A 17,556-nucleotide genomic window follows, 5' to 3' on the forward strand; every position below is an offset into this window, starting at 1 on the left:
TTGTCGCGGGCGCTGGTCATCGTCGACGTGCAGAACGACTTCTGTGAGGGCGGGTCGCTGGCCGTGGCCGGCGGCGCCGCGGTCGCCGCGGACATCAGCCGGTATCTGGCCGCACACGCGCAGGACTACGGGCACGTGGTCGCCACCCGGGATCACCACGTCGATCCGGGTGCGCATTTCGCCGACGAGCCGGACTTCGTGGACTCGTGGCCGCCGCACTGCCGGGCGGGAACCGAGGGTGCCGAGTTCCATCCGGCCCTCGACACCACCCGCGTGGAGGCGGTCTTCTCCAAGGGGGCGTTCGAGGCCGCGTACTCGGGCTTCGAGGGCAGCCACGACACGGGCGAGTCCCTCGACGAGTGGCTGCGCGGGCACGGGGTCACCGCGGTCGACATCGTGGGTATCGCCACCGATCACTGCGTGCGGGCGACCGCGCTCGATGCCAACGCCGCCGGGTTCGACACGCGGGTGCTGCTGCCGTACACGGCCGGGGTGAGCGAGGCGACCGTCGAGTCGGCGCTCTCGGCGCTCCGGGAGGCGGGCGTGGACCTGGTCGGACAGGTCGGGCCGCGAACCTGACGGTGGTGCCCAGTACCCTGACGCGGTGCCCGAACTCCCGAATGTGCCGGAACTGCTGCGCACCGCGGTGCACGCGCTGGGCGGCAAGGAACGGCGCAACCAGCTGACCATGGCCTCGGCCGTGGCGCATTCGCTGGACACCGGCGAGCACCTCGCGGTCCAGGCCGGCACCGGCACCGGCAAGTCGCTGGCCTATCTCGTGCCGGCCGTGCGGTATGCGGTGCAGACGGGCCGGACGGTGGTGGTCTCCACCGCGACGATCGCGTTGCAGCGTCAGCTGGTGGACCGGGACCTGCCGCGGCTGGCCGGCGCGCTGGAGTCGGCGCTGGGCCGGCGCCCCCGCTTCGCGATCCTCAAGGGCCGCGGGAACTATCTGTGCCTGAACAAGATCCACACCGGCCTGGCCGAGGAGCCGCCTGCGGACGACCAGTTGTTCGACGCGTTCGCCCTGTCGCGGATCGGCCGGGAGGTGCGTCGGATCACGGAGTGGTCGTCGACCACCGGCACCGGCGACCGCGACGACCTCGTCCCCGGCGTGTCGGATCAGGCGTGGCGTCAGGTGAGTGTCACCGCCCGCGAGTGCCTGGGCAAGTCGCGGTGCCCGGTCGGCGAGGACTGTTTCGCGGAGATCGCCCGGGCCGAGGCCGGGCAGGTCGACGTGGTCGTCACCAACCACGCGCTGCTGGCGATCGACGCGATCAGCGGGATCTCGATCCTGCCCGAGCACGACGTGGTGGTGGTCGACGAGGCGCACGAACTCGTGGACCGCGTCACCGGGGTGGCAACGGCGGAGCTGTCCGGCGGCACCGTCTCGGCCGCGGCGCGGCGCTGCGTGAAGCTGATCGAGGACGAGGACGTCGACCGGCTCGAGGGGGCCGCCGAGAACTGGGAGGCGCTGCTCGAGGAGCTGCCGCCGGGGCGGTGGGACGAGTTGCCCGAGGGCGCGGGCGCGGCGTTGGCCGCGATCCGCGACGCGGCGTGGGCCGTGCGCACGGCGATCGGACCACCCAAGGCGGGGCTCGACGCCGAGGCCGCCGCGGCCCGTAACCAGGCGCTGGCGGACGTCGACGAGGTGCACGACTGCGCGGTTCGCGTGCTGACCGCCTTCGAGGAGACGGATCCCGCTGCCCGCCGGGACGTCGTCTGGCACGCCGCCGACGAGTTCCGCGGCAACACCCGCCACACGGTGCGGATGGCGCCGCTGTCCGTCGGCGGACTGCTGCGGTCCCGGCTGTTCGCCGCGTCGACGGTCGTCCTGACCTCGGCGACGTTGACGGTGGGCGGCTCGTTCGACGCGCTCGCCGTCAACTGGGGGCTGCCGCCGGAGTCGCCGGCACGCAGCGACACCGGCGCGGCGTCGGGGACGGAACCACCGTCGGACGACGGGGACCTGCGGTGGAATTCCCTGGACGTGGGGTCGCCGTTCGATCACGCCCGCTCCGGCATCCTGTACGTCGCCAAGCACCTGCCGGCCCCCGGCCGCGACGGGCTCTCCCCCGCGTACCTGGACGAGATCGCGGAGCTGGTCGAGGCCGCCGGCGGCCGCACGCTCGGGCTCTTCTCGTCGATGCGCGCCGCGAAGGCGGCGGCGGAGGCGATGCGGGAGCGCCTGGACACGCCGGTCCTGTGCCAGGGCGAGGACGCGACCGGCGCACTGGTGGAGAAGTTCGCGGCCGACGAACCGACGTCGTTGTTCGGGACCCTGTCGCTGTGGCAGGGCGTGGACGTGCCGGGACCGTCGCTGTCGCTGGTGATCCTGGACCGGATCCCGTTCCCGCGACCGGACGACCCGCTGCTGGTGGCGCGGCAGCGGGCGGTGGAGGCGCGCGGGGGCAACGGCTTCCTGTCGGTGGCGGCCACCCACGCCGCGCTGCTGCTCGCGCAGGGCGTGGGCCGGTTGTTGCGCAGCACGGACGATCGGGGTGTCGTGGCGGTGCTCGATCCCCGCCTGGCGACCGCACGGTACGGCGGGTACTTGCGCGCGTCGCTGCCGCCGTTCTGGGAGACCGCCGATCCGCGGGTGGTGCGCAAGGCGCTCGTCCGTCTGCGGGGCTGACCGAGCCGCGACGCGTCCGATCCCGAAACGTTCACGACTTTCCCGGAATTTCCGGCCGTTTCGCGGCAGCATCGAAGGAGGCGCAGGCGCCGGAGTCGAGGGTCGCAGGGACAGGGGGCTTTTCGGATATGCCACAGGGCGTTGTGAAGTGGTTCGACGAGGAGAAGGGGTTCGGGTTCATCGCGGAGGAGGGCGGCGGGCCCGACATCTTCGTCCACTACTCGGAGATCGCGGGGACGGGCTTCCGCTCGCTGACAGAGGGTCAGCGCGTCGAGTTCGAGATCGGACTGGGTGTGAAGGGACCTCAGGCGGAGAACGTCCGACCGGTGTGAGAACCGCGGCCGCCGCCGCACCCGGTGATCAGACCCGGCACCCGGTGATCAGACCCGCAGGCCCACCTCGACGATCGCCTTGGCAACCGACCGCACGGGTGCTTGGTTGCTGCGGGCGTGGCCGCGGATGAGCCGGAACGCCTCGTCGGGGGTGGTGCTCCGGGCGTGGGCAATGATGCCCTTCGCCTGTTCGATGACGATGCGCGAATCGAGCGCCGTCTGCAGTTGCGCGTTCAGCTGCTCGTGCTGCCGCAGCTTGTTGGAGTTGACGATGTAGCCGGTGGCCATGTCTGCGAAGATCTGCGCCGCAGCGATCTCACGATCCGCCCATTCGCGCGGTTCGCACGCGTACAGGTCGAGAGCGCCGATCTTATCGTCCGCGAGCTGCATCGGTATGCCGGCCACCGCCGCGATCCCGTGCTCGCGGGCCTTCTCGGCGTAGTCCGGCCACAGGTCCGATCGTGTCCGCACGTCGGCGACCGCGATGGGCTCGCCACGATCGAACGCGTACTGGCACGGCCCCACCCCGGCCTCCTCCTGGCAGCGTTCCATCTCCCCCACCACCTCGGCGGCCGCGGTGACGAACTGCAGCCGGCCCTCGCACTGCAGGCTCACGCCGCAACCGATAAGGCCCAGAACGGCGGTCACGCCGTCGACGAGCTCGTCGAGCGCTGCGCCGACGTCGTAGGGGGTGGGCAGCAGGCGCGCGAACCGCGACAGCACCGCCATGAACTCGTCCTGGTCGAACACCGGCGCGCCCCCTCCGGTCGGCAACACCCTCGATAGTGACACACATCACAGTTCTTGGGTGGCGTCGCATGCGTCACATCACATATCCTGGTACACAGAGCGTCCGCCCCAGATCCCGGCGACGCCCGAATCGGAGCCGCCCCGACCCCCGGTGCTCCTCTCTCACTCTCCACGAATCGTGTGGACAGGTTTTCGGGAGAACACCGCTCGAGGCCCGGTTGCCCGTCGCTCCGAGCAGGTGTACCTCCCGGACACGATCCGCGAAGAAGGAACACCCATGGCTCACCTCGCTCCTCCGGCTCTCCACAGCGACAACTCGCCGCTGCTCTCGGTACCGTCCATCGTCGTCGGTGCCGGCACCCTCTCCTGCGGGCTGGCCGTCGCGATCAGCCGATCCCTCACCCTCGGCGTGCTGGCCGCCCTTCTCACGGTGGCGACGGTCGCGGTCGCAGCGGTGATGATCCGCTCCTGACCTCGCCGACCACCGACTCCGACGGCCCTCCCGGGCCCACCCGAGCAAGGAACCGATGAACCACCCGAATCACGTCGCCGACCGGAGCCCCGTCCCGGGTTCGGCGATGAGCACGGCCGAGATCAAGGCTCGTATCGACGCGATGTTCGCGGACGACCACGGGAGCACCGTGACCGGTGACGATCGCAGGGCCACCGCGGCCTCGCCCCGGCGCCCCGGATGGGCGTCGAGCCGGCGCGGCCGCAGGAGCTGACCGCCGACGTTCTCCCGGCGTCGGTGGTCCGTCACTGCCGGGCCACGGCTGATGCGTCACAGCCGGGCCACGGCTGATGCGTCACAGCCGGGGCACGGCTGATGCGTCACAGCCGGGGCACGGCTGATGCGTCACAGCCGGGGCACGGCTGATGCGTCACAGCCGGGGCACGGCTGATGCGTCACAGCCGGGGCACGGCTGATGCGTCACTGCCGGGTCACGGCGCCCCGACGAGCGCGGGCGAGGTCGAGACGTCCCACTTCATCGAGACCGAGGTGCCGTTGGGGACGGTGACGACGTCCGTGTGCGACGTCAGGGTCCGGATCAGCGCGAGCCCGTGGCCGCGGCAGCTGTCGCCGGACGGATCCTCCGGGGTGCGCCACCGGCCGTGATCGGTGACGATCACTTCGACGGAGCGTTCCCCCGGTCGATAGACGGCCTCCAGGTCGACCGCGCCGACACGATCCCCGTACCCGTCGGGATACGCGTGCTCGACGGCATTGGCCAGCGCTTCGTAGCTGGCCAGCAGCACATCCTGCCCGAGTTCGACCTCGAGGTGGAGGCGGTCCAGCCACCGGTCCAGGGCCTGCCGGAGCATCGTCACCTGGCCCGGCTCGGCGCGGACCCCGCGGTAGAACAACCCGGTCGATGTGAACGCCTGAGAGGCGTGTCGCGAGTGCATCCTCCTCCTCGAATTCCGATGCGTCCTCGGTCGGACGCATCGGGTGTATACCCACCGCCGCGCGGTCCTATACCTCGAAGCGAGGGCGTGCGCACAGCGACGGGCGACCGTACCGGTCAGCCGGCACGGGCGACCCGCGCCGGGTAGACGAATCCGGGCAGCACCCGCCCGGCGACGGTCGCGACGCCGAGGACGACGAGGAGCGCCGGCACCAGCGTGGTTCCCACGTAGCCGATCCCCGGGTCCGTGAGCCCGATCGCCCCGGCACACACCGCGGCGGGCACATGCGGCGCCCGCAGCAGCGCCATGGCGACGACCGCGAGTCCCGCTGCGACGGCGGCTCCTGCCTGCGACGGACCGGCGACGGCCGCGACGGCGAACGCCGCGGCCGCGGCCGCGGGGTAGGCCCGCACGATCGCTCCGGGCCGGGCGGCCGGGGTGCCGGGTGCGAGGGCGATGAGGGCTGCGGACGCGACGTACGGCAGCCCGAACACCGCCCAGTGTGCGAGGTTCTCGAGGGCGGCGAGCGCGCCGGCCGCGCCGAGCGCGACGGCCCCCGGGGCGAGGGCGGCGGCCAGGGCACGGCGGGACCCGTCCGGTGCATCACCGAGAAGCGGTGGCATCCGATTACTCTCCTTCGGTCTCGGAGTGTGCGGCCGGTCTCAGAGTGCGACCCAGGAATCCGCGGACGAGGTTCGCGATCTCCGGCCCGTGGGTCTCGAGTGCGAAGTGGCCTGCGTCGAGCAGGTGAATCTCCGCGTCGGGGAGGTCGCGGGCGAATGCTTCCGCACCGGCGGGACCGAAGATCTCGTCGCCGCGACCCCACGCCACCAGGGTCGGCGGCCGCCAGGCGCGGAAGTACTCCTGGAACGCCGGGTACGCGTCGAGGTTGAACTGGTAGTCCCAGAACAACTGGAGCTGGATCTCCTTGTTGCCGGGCCGATCGAGGCCCAGTTGGTCGAGCAGCCAGGCTTCCGGGGCGATCCGGTCGAGCCGGCCCTCGGGGACACCGTGGACGTACTGCCACCGGGTCGCCTCGGGCTCGAGGAGGGCACGGACGGCGGGTTCGTGGGCGGCGCGGTCCTGTGCGTGGGCGAAGAGGACCTCCCAGAACGGGGTGAACCCTTCGCGGTAGGCGTTGCCGCTCTGGGTGATCAGCGCGGTGACGCGCTCGGGGTTCTCGGCCGCGATCCGCAGGCCGATCGGGGCGCCGTAGTCGTGGAGGTAGAGGGCGAAGCGGGTCAGCCCGATCCGGTCGAGCAGCGCGGCGGTGATCTGCGCGAGACGGTCGAAGCTGTAGTCGAACTCGTCGACGGCGGGCATCGCCGATCGCCCGAACCCGATGTGGTCGGGGGCGACGAGGTGGTACTCGTCGGCGAGCTCGCCGAGCAGATTGCGGAACATGTGCGAGCTGGACGGGAAGCCGTGCAGCAGAACGAGAGCCGGCGCACCCGGGTCCCCGGCCTCGCGGTAGGAGACGTCGAGCCCGTCGATGGTCTCGGTGCGGTGGCGGACAGCGGAAGCGGACATGGGTCCTCCTCGGATCGGTCGGAGAACGAGCGTTCTCCGGTACGTGGTGTAGCGTAGAGAACGATGGTTCTCGATGCAAGAGGGAGGGGCCCGATGGACGCGGACACCGCGCAGACCCGGCTGCTCGATGCCGCCGAGGAACTGTTCAACGAGCACGGCATCCAGGCCGTCGGAATGGACACGATCCGGTCCCGCTCCGGGGTGTCGCTCAAGCGGCTCTACCAGCTCTACCCCGCCAAGGACCGGCTCGTGGAGGCCGTTCTGACCCGGCGCGACCACACCGTGCTGACGGATCTGCGCCGGTATGTCGACGCCCGCACCGATCCGCGCGAGCGGGTTCTCGCGGTGTTCGACTTTCTCGAGGAATGGTTCGCCTGCAGCGACTTCCGCGGCTGCACGTTCATCAACACGTTCGGCGAACTCGGCGGAATCTCCGGCGACGTCGCCGAGATCGCACGCACGCACAAGGACGCGTTCCGGCGCTACCTGCGCGGACTCGTGGCGGACGCGGGCAGCCCCCCAGAACTGGGCGACCAGCTGGCGATCCTGGCCAACGGAGCGATGGCGACGGCGGCGATCTCCGGTTCTCCCGCCGTCGCCCGGCAGGCCCGCGACGCCGCGCGCGTCCTGCTCGACGCGAGCGACCGCGGGCCCGGAGCGGAGGGCTAGCTAGGCGAGCACGACCTTGCCGAGTTCGGCGTCCGACGCGAGCAGCTCGTGATGCGGCAGCACCCGCACCGTGTAGCCGACCGACCCGGCCATCGGCAGCGCGACCTCGACCTCGAAGACCTCGCCCAGCGAGTCCGTGCCGGTGTGCCGCATCGGCACCGTCACCACGTCGGACAGGGTGTCGTCGGCCCCGACCCGGCCGACGACGGCCTGTACAACCACGTCGGTCACCCGGAGACCGTCGAGGTACACGTGGGCGGTCAGGGCCAGCTTGGAGCCGATCTCCGGGATGTCCGGCAGTCCGGCGCTGTCGACCTGAGCCACCCGCACGGCCGGCCATGCCGCCTCGACGCGGCGCCGGTAGTGGGCGAGTTCCCGCGCCCCGGCGAACCCGTCGGCGACCGCCTTGCGCGCGGCCGCGGCGGCCGGCGCGTAGTACTGCACGGTGTAGTCCCGGACCATGCGGGAGGCGAGCACCTTCGGACCGAGGTTCTGGAGCGTGTGCCGCACCATCTCGATCCAGCGGGTGGGCACACCGCTGCCGTCCCGGTCGTAGAACCGCGGCAGGACCGACCGCTCGAGCAGCTCGTACAGGGCGCTGGCCTCGAGGTCGTCGCGGCGGTGTTCGTCGATCACACCGTCGGCGGTGGGGATGGCCCAGCCGTTCTCGCCGTCGTACATCTCGTCCCACCAGCCGTCGCGGATGGAGAGGTTGAGCCCGCCGTTGAGGGCCGACTTCATCCCGGAGGTGCCGCACGCCTCGAGCGGGCGCAGCGGGTTGTTCAGCCACACGTCGCAGCCCCAGTAGAGGTACCGGGCCATGGACATGTCGTAGTCCGGTAGGAAAACGATGCGGTGCCGCACGTCGGCGGCATCGGCGAACCGCACCACCTGCTGGATCAGTGCCTTGCCGCCGTCGTCGGCCGGGTGGCTCTTGCCGGCGACGACCAGCTGCACGGGGCGTTCCTCGTCGAGCAGCAGGGCCCGCAGTCGTTCCGGGTCGCGCAGCATCAGGGTGAGCCGCTTGTAGGTCGGCACCCGGCGGGCGAAGCCGACGGTGAGTACGTGCGGATCGAAGACCCCGTCCACCCAGCCGAGTTCGGCCTCGGTGGCGCCACGCTGGAGCCAGGACCGGCGCAGCCGCCGACGAATCTCCTCCACCAGCTGCGCACGCAACGTGTTGCGGGTGGCCCACAGCTCGCGCGGTTCGACCGTCTGCAGCAGTTCCCAGCCCTTGGCCTCCTCGACCCGGTCGGGACCGGCGAGACGGTTGGCGAACTCGAGCCACTCGCGGGCGGCCCAGGTGTGGGCGTGCACGCCGTTGGTGACCGACCCGATCGGCACCTCGCCGGCGTCGAAGCCGGGCCACAGGCCCACGAACATCTCGCGGCTGACCCGGCCGTGCAGCTTCGACACGCCGTTGCTGCGCTGGCCGAGCCGCAGACCCAGGTGGGCCATGTTGAACACACGGGGGTCCGATTCCCGGCCGAGGGAAAGGATGCGGTCCACCCCCAGGCCGGGCAGCAGCGCCGACTCGTTCTCGCCGTTCGGACCGGAGAAGTAGTGCCGGACGAGTTCTGCCGGGAAGCGGTCGATGCCCGCGGGAACCGGGGTGTGGGTGGTGAAGACGGTGCCGGCGCGCACGGCGGCGAGCGCCTCGTCGAAGTCCAGACCGGCGCTCGTGACCAGTTCGCGGATGCGTTCGGCGCCCAGGAACCCGGCGTGTCCCTCGTTCATGTGGAACACCTCGGGATCGCGCAGTCCCGCGATCCGGGTGTAGGCGCGGACGGCGCGCACCCCGCCGACCCCGGCCAGGATCTCCTGCTTGATCCGATGGTCCTGGTCGCCGCCGTAGAGGCGGTCGGTGACCCCGCGCAGTTCCTCGTCGTTCTCGGCGATGTCCGAGTCGAGCAGCAGCAACGGGACGCGGCCCACCTGGGCGATCCACACCCGGGCGGTGAGGGTGCGATTGCCGGGCACGGCGACCTGGATCAGCGCAGGGGTGCCGTCGGCCTCGGTCAGCAGCCGCAGCGGCAGGCCCTGCGGGTCGTAGTTCGGGTAGTGCTCGCTCTGCCATCCGTCGGCGGTCAGGGACTGACGGAAGTAGCCGGAGCGGTAGAGCAGGCCGACACCGATGAGCGGCAGGCCGAGGTCCGAGGCCGCCTTGAGGTGGTCGCCGGCCAGGATGCCGAGGCCGCCGGAGTAGTTCGGCAGAACCTCGGAAACACCGAACTCCATGGAGAAGTAGGCGATGCCGGACGGCAGCTCGGTGCCCTCCTCTTGCTGGTGCTGGTACCAGCGCGGCCTCGAGAGGTAGTCGTCGAGGTCGGCCGACTCGGCGTCGAGCCGTGCGAGGAACTCCTCGTCCGCGGCGAGCGCGTCGAGACGGGCCGGCGGCACCTCGCCGAGCATCCGCACCGGGTCATGCTCGACGCGACGCCACAGCGCGGAGTCGATCGAGGCGAACAGGTCCTGCGTGGGCGTGTGCCACGACCAGCGCAGGTTGACGGCGAGCGGGCCCAGTCCGGCCAGCCGCTGGGGAAGGTGGGCTCGTACGGTGAACCGACGCAAGGCTCTCACCCCGGGAAGACTACCGACATTCCGCCGGTCGGGAAGACCGGCAAATGCGGCGGCCGTCCGCGGCCGGGCCGCGTTCCCGGCGAGCGGACGCGGCGGAGCCCCGCGGCGCACGGCGCCACAGGGCTCGCTCGTTCAGTCGCGTCGACCCCGGGTAACAGCAATCGCCGGGCGTCGACGACATTGCGCGTCGCATGAGGGGACGGCGGTGCGTACCTCCACTACGGTTGGGGACGGGCCGCATCCGAAGGCTCGTCAGCAGTCCGTGCGAGGGAAACGGAGCCGGCATGACAGACGGAACGGAGCGAGCGTGACAGGTCGAATCGGAGCCAGCGCGACAGGCCGCCTCGGCATCGACGATGTCCGTCCCGACATCTCGGGAGGGCGACATCCGGTCAAGGCCGTTGTCGGGGAGGTGGTTCCCGTGTCGGCAGTGGTGTGGCGAGAAGGCCACGACGCCGTCGCCGCCACCCTGGCCGTGCGCGGGCCGGGATCGGACCCGGAGAGCGAAGGGAAGCTGATCCGGATCCCGATGGTTCCCGGCGAGGCGCCCGACACCTTCCACGCCGTGTTCACCCCCACCAGTCCGGGACTGTGGACGTACCGGGTGGAGGCCTGGAGCGATCCGGTGACCACGTGGCGGCACGCCGTGGACGCGAAGGTCGACGCCGGCCAGGGTCCGGAGGACCTGGCGAACGACATCGAGATCGGCGCCCGCCTGTTCGAGAAGGCCGCGAAGACCGCGCCGCGCCCCAACCGGCCGGCCCTGCTCGCCGTGGCCGCGGCGCTGCGTTCGGAGCGGCCGCTCGCCGACCGGATCGCCCCTGCCTTCGCCGCCGACATCACCGAGATCCTGCGGGCCAATCCGCTGCGCGAGCTGATCACCCGTGGGAAGGCGTACACCGCCGTGGTCGATCGGGAACGGGCCCTGTTCGGTTCCTGGTACGAGTTCTTCCCCCGCTCGACGGGCGGGTGGAACGAGGACGGCACGCCACGGCACGGCACCTTCGCCACCGCCGCGGAGGAACTGCCGCGGGTCGCCGCGATGGGCTTCGACGTGGTGTACCTGCCGCCCATCCACCCGATCGGCAAGGTCAACCGCAAGGGACCGAACAACACCCTCACCGCCGGCCCGGACGACGTGGGCTCCCCCTGGGCCATCGGCTCCGACGAGGGCGGCCACGACGCGATCCACCCGCAGCTCGGCACGGAGGACGACTTCCGCGCCTTCGTCGCCCGGGCGCGTGAACTCGACCTCGAAGTGGCCCTCGATCTGGCGCTGCAGTGCGCCCCGGACCACCCGTGGGCGAAGGAGCATCCCGAGTGGTTCACGGTCCTGCCGGACGGCACGATCGCCTACGCCGAGAACCCGCCCAAGAAGTACCAGGACATCTATCCGGTCAACTTCGACAACGATCCGGACGGCATCTACACCGAGGTGCTGCGCGTGGTGCGGCACTGGATCAGCTTCGGCGTCAAGATCTTCCGGGTCGACAACCCGCACACCAAGCCGCCGAACTTCTGGGAGTGGCTGATCGCCGAGGTCAAGCGCACCGATCCCGACGTGCTGTTCCTGTCCGAGGCCTTCACCCGTCCCGCCCGCATGTACGGCCTCGCCCGACGCGGGTTCACGCAGTCCTACACGTACTTCACCTGGCGCGTGGCGAAGTGGGAGCTGACCGAATTCGGACACGAGATCGCGGCGAAAGCGGACGAGGCACGCCCGAACCTGTTCGTCAACACGCCCGACATCCTGCACGAGTCGCTGCAACACGGCGGGCCCGGAATGTTCGCCCTGCGCGCGGCCCTCGCGGCCACGCTCGCCCCGTCGTGGGGGGTGTACTCCGGTTACGAACTCTACGAACACGTCCCGCTACGACCCGGCAGCGAGGAGTACCTCGACTCGGAGAAGTACCAGCTGCGTCCGCGACGGTTCGACGAGGCCCGCCGCCGCGGCGAATCCCTCGAGCCGTGGATCGCCACGCTCAACCGGATCCGGCGCGCCCACCCGGCCCTGCAGCAGCTGCGCAACATCCACTTCCACCACGTCGACAACGACGCCCTCATCGCGTACTCGAAATTCGATCCCAGGACCGGGGATTCGGTCCTCACCGTAATCAACCTCAACCCGTTCGGCGCCGAGCAGGGCACCGTCTGGCTGGACATGCCGGCGCTCGGCCACGAATGGCACGACCAGCTCACGGTGTTCGACGAGGTGTCCGGCGCGCAGTACTCGTGGGGCCAGGCCAACTTCGTCCGGCTCGAACCCTGGCGCGCGGTGGCGCACATCCTGGCGCTGCCGCCGATCGGTGTACCGACGCGAACCACCCTCGCCTACAGGAGCAACTCGTGACAGTGCCCCCGACTCGACGCCACTCCCCCAACCCGCACGACCTCGCCCGGCTGGCGGCCGGCGAGCACCACGATCCACACTCGGTGCTCGGCGCCCACCCGCATCCGGAAGGCACGATCATCCGGGCCATGCGTCCCCACGCGGAGAAGGTGGCGGCGCGCATCGGCGGCATCGATCACCCACTCGAGCCTCTCGGCCACGATGTGTTCAGCGCGCTCGTCCCGGTGCACGACCTGTCGGACTACCGGCTCGTGGTGACCTACCCGTTCGAGCACACCGTCGTCGTCGCCGACCCGTACCGGTTCCTGCCCACGCTCGGGGAGCTGGACCTGCACCTGTTCGCCGAGGGCCGGCACGAGCGGCTGTGGGAGATCCTCGGGGCGCATCCGCGGTCGTACGAGACCCCCGACGGCACGGTCCGCGGCACGTCGTTCGCGGTGTGGGCACCCGGCGCGCGCGGCGTCACGGTCGTCGGCGACTTCGACGGCTGGAGCGGCCGGCTCGCGCCGATGCGGGTCCTCGGCTCCAGCGGCGTGTGGGAACTGTTCCTGCCCGACGTGGAGCCGGGCGCGCTGTACAAGTTCCGGGTCCACGGCCGCGACGGCTCGGTCCTGGACAAGGCCGACCCGATGGCGTTCGCCACCGAGGTGCCGCCGGCGACGGCCTCGGTGGTGAACCACAGCAGCTACGAGTGGGGCGACGACGCGTGGCTCGCCGCCCGGGCCGACTCGCGGCCGTGGCAGGAACCGATGAGCGTCTACGAGGTGCACCTCGGCTCGTGGCGTCCCGGTCTCGGATACCGGGAGCTGGCCGACCAGCTCGCCGAGTACGTCGCGGCGGCCGGCTTCACCCACGTCGAGCTGCTGCCGGTGGCCGAGCACCCCTTCGGCGGATCGTGGGGATACCAGGTCACCTCGTACTACGCCCCCACCGCCCGCTTCGGCACGCCCGACGAGTTCCGTGCCTTCGTCGACCGGCTGCACGCCGCCGGCATCGGCGTGATCGTGGACTGGGTGCCCGCCCACTTTCCGAAGGACGAGTGGGCCCTGGCCCGCTTCGACGGCAGCGCCCTCTACGAACACCCGGATCCCCGGCGTGGCGAGCAGCTGGACTGGGGCACCTACGTCTTCGACTTCGGCCGCCGGGAGGTGCGCAACTTCCTCGTCGCCAACGCGCTGTACTGGATCGACGAGTTCCACATCGACGGCCTGCGCGTCGACGCCGTCGCCTCGATGTTGTACCTCGACTACTCGCGGCCCGAGGGCGGCTGGACACCCAACGTGTACGGCGGCCGGGAGAACCTCGAGGCGGTGGCCTTCCTGCAGGAGATGAACGCCACCGTGCACAAGCTCCACCCCGGCGTCGTCACCGTCGCCGAGGAGTCCACGGCATGGCCCGGCGTCACCCGGCCCACCCACGCGGGCGGGCTCGGGTTCTCCATGAAATGGAACATGGGATGGATGCACGACACCCTCGGGTACATCGGCCGGGACCCGGTGCATCGCACATACCACCACCATGAGATCACCTTCTCGCTGGTGTACGCCTGGAGTGAAAACTTCGTCCTGCCCATCAGCCACGACGAGGTCGTGCACGGCAAGGGCACGCTCTGGACCCGGATGCCGGGCGGCGACCGCGAGCAGGCCGCCGGCCTGCGCGGCCTGCTCGCGTACATGTGGGCCCACCCCGGCAAGCAACTGCTGTTCATGGGGCAGGAGTTCGGCCAGACCGCGGAATGGTCCGAGGAGCGGGGCCTGGACTGGTGGCAGCTCGACGATCCGCACAACGGACCGCTGCACCAGGGCGTGTACCGGCTCGTCGCCGACCTCAACCGGATCTACCGTGAGCACCCCGCCCTGTGGACGCTGGACACCTCGCCGAGCGGGTACTCGTGGATCGACGCCAACGACTCGGCGAACAACGTGCTGAGCTTTCTCCGTCACGGGAGCGACGGTTCGGTCGTGGCCTGCCTGTTCAACTTCTCCGGATCGACGCATTCGGACTATCGTGTCGGACTACCCGAAACAGGACAGTGGTCGGAGATCCTCAACACGGATTCGACGGCCTACCAGGGCAACGGCGTCGGCAACCTCGGCGCCGTGACGGCCACGGCACGCTCCTGGCACGGGCGCCCGGCGTCGGCGGAGGTGACGCTGCCTGCTTACGGTGCGATCTGGCTGACGTTGCAGCGGTGACCGCCGTCCTCGGACGACAGGAGAAGAACAGGTGACTCGGACGCGGCTGCCGTTCCGCCTCGCGGTACCGGCACTGGCCGTGATGTTGCTCGCCGGATGTGCCGCTCGCGTCGAGGGCACCGCCGTCTCCATCTACGACAACCCGTTCTCGGTGGCGGGCCTGCCGGTGTCCTCGGGCCCGAGCGGCCCGCGGCCCGCCGCCCCGGACGCGCAGGTGACGATCGAGAACTCGGACGGCGGGGACGTCGACGTCCTCGCCGGCAACGCCGTCGCCGACATCGAGGCCTACTGGAACGAGGAGTTCCCGCGCATCGCCCGGGGCGGGTTCGAGCCCGTCGGCACGATCGCCTCGTGGGATCCCGACGAGCGCGGCCCGAAGTTCTGCGGCGAATCCACCTTCGAGTTCATCAACGCCGCGTATTGCAACCGCGACGACGTCATCGGCTGGGACCGCACCTACCTGATGCCGCAGCTCATCGAGACATTCGGTCCCATGGCGGCCGTGACGGTGCTCGCCCACGAATACGGGCACGCCGTCCAGTTCAAGGCCGGAACGGTCGCCGAGGACGATCCGGGCATCGTGTTCGAGCAGCAGGCGGACTGCTTCGCGGGCGCCTTCATGCGGCACGTCGCCGCCGGCAACTCGGAGCACTTCCGGTTGAACACCTCGGACGGGCTGAACTCGGTGCTGGCGTCGATGGTGTCCTTCCGCGACAGCGACCCCAACGACCCGGGCGCGATCCACGGATCGGCATTCGAACGCGTCACCGCGTTCCAAATCGGCTTCACCGACGGTGCGGGATCGTGCACCCGCATCGACTCCGCCGAGATCGAGTCCCGGCGCGCCGATCTGCCGCAGTTCTTCGACAGCTCCGACGACGGCGAACTCCCCGTGACCGAGGAGTCGGTGGAGGCGCTGATGGCCTCGTTCCGCCGGGTATTCGATCTGCCGGAGCAACCGGAACTCGACCTGTCCGGCGCCGACCTCGGCTGTCCGGACGCGAAGGCCACGTCGCCGGTGTCGTACTGTCCCGCCACCAACACCATCGGCGTGGACGTCGACGAGCTGGCGGACCGCGGTACCCCGTTGCAGACCGGCGCCGGGGGGATCACGACCGACGTGCGGGGCGACTACGCCGCCTACGTGCTGCTCGCCTCCCGATACGCCCTGGCCGTGCAGAACGCGGCCGGCCAGTCGCTCGTCGACGCCCAGACGGCGCTGCGGGCTGCCTGCCTCGCCGGCGTGATCAGCGCGGAGCTGAGCCCCGACAGCACCGGCGCCCAACCGGCCGAGGACATGGTGTGGTTGTCGCCGGGCGATCTGGACGAGGCGGTCTCCGGCCTGCTGACCGACGGCCTCGCCGCCAGCGACGTCAACGGCAACACCGTGCCGAGCGGATTCTCCCGGGTGGACGCGTTCCGCACCGGGGTTCTCGGCGGCGAGGCCGCCTGCTCGGGCCGCTACCACTGACCGACGCGCGGTGGCGGGCCGGGAAGCCGGACCGCCCCCCGCGGGTCGGGAACCGATCAGTACAGCGCCGACGCCAGCCTGCGGCGCGCCGTGACGACGAACGGCTCGGCGGGATCGAACAGCTCGAACAGCTCCAGCAGCCGCGTGCGGGCTGTGTTCCTCTCGTCGCCGGCACTGCGGGCGACGAACCCGATCAGCCGGGTGAAGGCGGCCTCGGGCTGCTGGGCGAACAGTTCGGCGTCGGCCGCGGCGAGCTGCGCCTCGAGGTCGGCCGGGGCGGCGTCGGCCGCGGCGATCGCGTCCTCGGGCGCCGACTGAGCGCGGGCGAGGAACCGGACCTGCCGCAGCGCCGCCAGGGCGTCGGCATTGGCGGGCTCGGAGTTCAGGATCAGCTCGTACGCCGCCTCGGCACCGGCCAGGTCCCCTGCCTCGAGGGCCTGCTCGGCGGCGACGAACCGCGGATCCTCCTGCTCCTCCACGGGCTCGGCGCCGGGCGGGCCGGACAGCTTTCCGGCGACCGCGTCCTGGATGGCGGCGAGCCATTGCCGAAGCTGCGGTTCGGGCTGCACGCCCTGGAAGTCGGCGAGGGGCTGACCGGCGGCGATCGCGACGACGGTCGGCACGGACTGCACACCGAACGCCTGCGCGATCCGCGGGTTGGCGTCCACGTCGACCTTCGCGAGGACCCAGTTGCCGCCGCCCTCGTGAGCCAGCTTCTCGAGGACCGGCGAGAGCTGCTTGCACGGGCCACACCAGGTGGCCCACAGGTCCACGATGACGGGGACCTGCATCGAGCGCTGCAGCACCTCGGCCTCGAAGGTGGCCTCGGTGACGTCGACGACGGGCGTGAAACCGGACTGGGGGCCGGTGCCGGAGCCGGGCTGCGACGGAGGTGGGGGCGCGGTAGACCGCTCCTTGAGGGGCGCGAGATCCACCGCGCCGGACATCGCCGCGGCGGTCGCGGCGGAACGTGCTGCAGGACGGGAACCTGGTCGAGTCACGCCGTCCAGTCTGTCACGTTCCGCGCGACAGGGGACAGCAGGTCAGGCGAGTGCGGGCGCGTCGGCCGGACGCGCTTGCGCGGACAGTTCCGCGAGCCGGCCGGTGCGCACGGCCCACCATTCGAAGACGATCGTGCCGAACGGCGGGACGGACGAGATCAGGGCCAGGCCCGTGGTGACCAGGTTCCACTTCAGTGCCCGCGCGGTGACGAGGGCGACGAGGACGAAGGCGACGAACACGCCGCCGTGCAGCGGGCCGAAGATCTTCACCCCGATCTCGTTGCCGTTCTCGGGCAGGTACTTGAACGCCATGCCGACGAGCAGGCCGGCCCAGGTGAAGGCCTCGAGGACGGCGACGAAGCGGAACCGCTTGGCCGGGGTGCTGAGATCGAAGAAGTTCGCCATGCACACCATTGTGCCGATCGGCTACGACGAGCTGTCGTTGCTGTGAGAGACGTCACCGCCCCCACGCGATGCGCGGGGGCGGTGACGAGAGTAGTGGACGCGATCTACGTCTTGGGGACGCGGACGATGAGGGCGTCGCCCTGGCCGCCGCCGCCGCACAGGGCCGCGGCCCCGACACCGCCGCCGCGGCGGGCCAGTTCGAGCGCCAGATGCAGCACGATCCGGGCCCCG

Annotated in this window: 16 protein-coding genes and 1 pseudogene; 9 read left to right on the plus strand and 8 right to left on the minus strand. The window is 70.9% G+C overall.

Features of this window, described 5'->3' with window-relative positions:
- The 3 genes from ACWPOB_RS18675 to ACWPOB_RS18685 all read left to right on the plus strand — a co-directional run bounded on the left by ACWPOB_RS18675 (nucleotide 1) and on the right by ACWPOB_RS18685 (nucleotide 2,967).
- Nucleotides 1–579 (plus strand): isochorismatase family protein, encoded by a 579-nt coding sequence (locus ACWPOB_RS18675; protein WP_100057481.1) that lies wholly within the window; start codon nucleotides 1–3, stop codon nucleotides 577–579.
- Between the two features lie 25 nt (nucleotides 580–604).
- Nucleotides 605–2,635 carry an ATP-dependent DNA helicase gene (locus ACWPOB_RS18680; protein WP_100057482.1) on the plus strand — a complete coding sequence of 677 codons (2,031 nt, stop codon included), beginning with the start codon at nucleotides 605–607 and terminating at the stop codon, nucleotides 2,633–2,635.
- A 128-nt stretch (nucleotides 2,636–2,763) separates the two neighbouring features.
- A complete protein-coding gene (locus tag ACWPOB_RS18685) occupies nucleotides 2,764–2,967 on the plus strand; it encodes a cold-shock protein (RefSeq protein WP_029542972.1) in 204 nt (67 codons plus the stop codon).
- Nucleotides 2,968–3,015: 48 nt separating this feature from the next.
- On the opposite strand, the gene ACWPOB_RS18690 is transcribed toward ACWPOB_RS18685, so the two are convergent.
- Nucleotides 3,016–3,717, minus strand: a complete 702-nt coding sequence (locus tag ACWPOB_RS18690; RefSeq protein WP_455401745.1) for an ANTAR domain-containing protein — start codon at nucleotides 3,715–3,717, stop codon at nucleotides 3,016–3,018.
- A gap of 277 nt (nucleotides 3,718–3,994) precedes the next feature.
- Here ACWPOB_RS18690 and ACWPOB_RS18695 point away from each other — a divergent pair, with 277 nt between their 5' ends.
- Both ACWPOB_RS18695 and ACWPOB_RS18700 read left to right on the plus strand, forming a co-directional pair.
- Nucleotides 3,995–4,189, plus strand: a complete 195-nt coding sequence (locus ACWPOB_RS18695; protein WP_455401746.1) for a hypothetical protein — start codon at nucleotides 3,995–3,997, stop codon at nucleotides 4,187–4,189.
- 55 nt (nucleotides 4,190–4,244) lie between these two features.
- Nucleotides 4,245–4,442 carry an AMP-binding protein gene (locus tag ACWPOB_RS18700; RefSeq protein ID WP_100057484.1) on the plus strand — a complete coding sequence of 66 codons (198 nt, stop codon included), beginning with the start codon at nucleotides 4,245–4,247 and terminating at the stop codon, nucleotides 4,440–4,442.
- A 217-nt stretch (nucleotides 4,443–4,659) separates the two neighbouring features.
- Here ACWPOB_RS18700 and ACWPOB_RS18705 read toward each other — a convergent pair whose 3' ends face one another.
- From ACWPOB_RS18705 to ACWPOB_RS18715, 3 genes are all read right to left on the minus strand, one after another.
- Complete coding sequence (locus tag ACWPOB_RS18705) at nucleotides 4,660–5,124, minus strand: ATP-binding protein (protein WP_100057485.1); 465 nt, start codon at nucleotides 5,122–5,124, stop codon at nucleotides 4,660–4,662.
- A gap of 116 nt (nucleotides 5,125–5,240) precedes the next feature.
- Nucleotides 5,241–5,747: an HPP family protein gene (locus ACWPOB_RS18710; protein WP_455401747.1), complete on the minus strand. Its 507-nt coding sequence runs from the start codon at nucleotides 5,745–5,747 to the stop codon at nucleotides 5,241–5,243.
- Nucleotides 5,748–5,751: 4 nt separating this feature from the next.
- On the minus strand, nucleotides 5,752–6,654 hold the full coding sequence (locus ACWPOB_RS18715; protein WP_455401748.1) for an alpha/beta fold hydrolase: 903 nt from the start codon (nucleotides 6,652–6,654) through the stop codon (nucleotides 5,752–5,754).
- Nucleotides 6,655–6,747: 93 nt separating this feature from the next.
- Between ACWPOB_RS18715 and ACWPOB_RS18720 the strand changes: the two genes are divergently transcribed.
- Nucleotides 6,748–7,323 carry a TetR/AcrR family transcriptional regulator gene (locus ACWPOB_RS18720; protein ID WP_100056998.1) on the plus strand — a complete coding sequence of 192 codons (576 nt, stop codon included), beginning with the start codon at nucleotides 6,748–6,750 and terminating at the stop codon, nucleotides 7,321–7,323.
- On the opposite strand, the gene glgP is transcribed toward ACWPOB_RS18720, so the two are convergent.
- Complete coding sequence (gene glgP, locus ACWPOB_RS18725) at nucleotides 7,324–9,903, minus strand: alpha-glucan family phosphorylase (RefSeq protein ID WP_455401749.1); 2,580 nt, start codon at nucleotides 9,901–9,903, stop codon at nucleotides 7,324–7,326.
- Between the two features lie 307 nt (nucleotides 9,904–10,210).
- Here glgP and ACWPOB_RS18730 point away from each other — a divergent pair, with 307 nt between their 5' ends.
- The 3 genes from ACWPOB_RS18730 to ACWPOB_RS18740 are packed head-to-tail and all read left to right on the plus strand — an operon-like array spanning nucleotide 10,211 to nucleotide 15,919.
- Nucleotides 10,211–12,253, plus strand: a complete 2,043-nt coding sequence (locus tag ACWPOB_RS18730) for a maltotransferase domain-containing protein (RefSeq protein WP_455401750.1) — start codon at nucleotides 10,211–10,213, stop codon at nucleotides 12,251–12,253.
- Nucleotides 12,250–14,448, plus strand: coding sequence for a 1,4-alpha-glucan branching protein GlgB (gene glgB, locus ACWPOB_RS18735; RefSeq protein WP_100056995.1), 2,199 nt, complete (start codon nucleotides 12,250–12,252; stop codon nucleotides 14,446–14,448). Before ACWPOB_RS18730 ends, glgB begins: the two co-directional genes overlap by 4 nt.
- 31 nt (nucleotides 14,449–14,479) lie before the next feature.
- The gene (locus ACWPOB_RS18740) at nucleotides 14,480–15,919 is read left to right on the plus strand and encodes a metallopeptidase (protein ID WP_455401751.1); all 1,440 of its coding nucleotides are present in this window, start codon (nucleotides 14,480–14,482) and stop codon (nucleotides 15,917–15,919) included.
- A gap of 56 nt (nucleotides 15,920–15,975) precedes the next feature.
- Here the strand turns inward: ACWPOB_RS18740 and ACWPOB_RS18745 are convergent, their stop codons facing one another.
- The 3 genes and pseudogenes from ACWPOB_RS18745 to ACWPOB_RS18755 form a co-directional block, all read right to left on the minus strand.
- The gene (locus ACWPOB_RS18745; protein WP_100056993.1) at nucleotides 15,976–16,866 is read right to left on the minus strand and encodes a tetratricopeptide repeat protein; all 891 of its coding nucleotides are present in this window, start codon (nucleotides 16,864–16,866) and stop codon (nucleotides 15,976–15,978) included.
- Nucleotides 16,867–16,962: 96 nt separating this feature from the next.
- Nucleotides 16,963–17,334, minus strand: a complete 372-nt coding sequence (locus tag ACWPOB_RS18750) for a DUF3817 domain-containing protein (protein ID WP_100056992.1) — start codon at nucleotides 17,332–17,334, stop codon at nucleotides 16,963–16,965.
- Between the two features lie 95 nt (nucleotides 17,335–17,429).
- Nucleotides 17,430–17,556, minus strand: a pseudogene (locus tag ACWPOB_RS18755) (acetyl-CoA C-acyltransferase); the annotation flags it as partial.

The organism is Rhodococcus sp. 2H158 (assembly GCF_053764755.1).

What these genes read in the sequence shown, in the direction of transcription:
- ACWPOB_RS18685 (WP_029542972.1), top strand. Translation starts at nt 2,764, where the DNA reads ATGCCACAGGGCGTTGTGAAGTGGTTCGACGAGGAGAAGGGGTTCGGG.
- ACWPOB_RS18695 (WP_455401746.1), top strand. Translation starts at nt 3,995, where the DNA reads ATGGCTCACCTCGCTCCTCCGGCTCTCCACAGCGACAACTCGCCGCTG.
- ACWPOB_RS18700 (WP_100057484.1), top strand. Translation starts at nt 4,245, where the DNA reads ATGAACCACCCGAATCACGTCGCCGACCGGAGCCCCGTCCCGGGTTCG.
- ACWPOB_RS18705 (WP_100057485.1), bottom strand. Translation starts at nt 5,124, where the DNA reads ATGCACTCGCGACACGCCTCTCAGGCGTTCACATCGACCGGGTTGTTC.
- ACWPOB_RS18710 (WP_455401747.1), bottom strand. Translation starts at nt 5,747, where the DNA reads ATGCCACCGCTTCTCGGTGATGCACCGGACGGGTCCCGCCGTGCCCTG.
- ACWPOB_RS18715 (WP_455401748.1), bottom strand. Translation starts at nt 6,654, where the DNA reads ATGTCCGCTTCCGCTGTCCGCCACCGCACCGAGACCATCGACGGGCTC.
- ACWPOB_RS18720 (WP_100056998.1), top strand. Translation starts at nt 6,748, where the DNA reads ATGGACGCGGACACCGCGCAGACCCGGCTGCTCGATGCCGCCGAGGAA.
- ACWPOB_RS18745 (WP_100056993.1), bottom strand. Translation starts at nt 16,866, where the DNA reads ATGTCCGGCGCGGTGGATCTCGCGCCCCTCAAGGAGCGGTCTACCGCG.
- ACWPOB_RS18750 (WP_100056992.1), bottom strand. Translation starts at nt 17,334, where the DNA reads ATGGTGTGCATGGCGAACTTCTTCGATCTCAGCACCCCGGCCAAGCGG.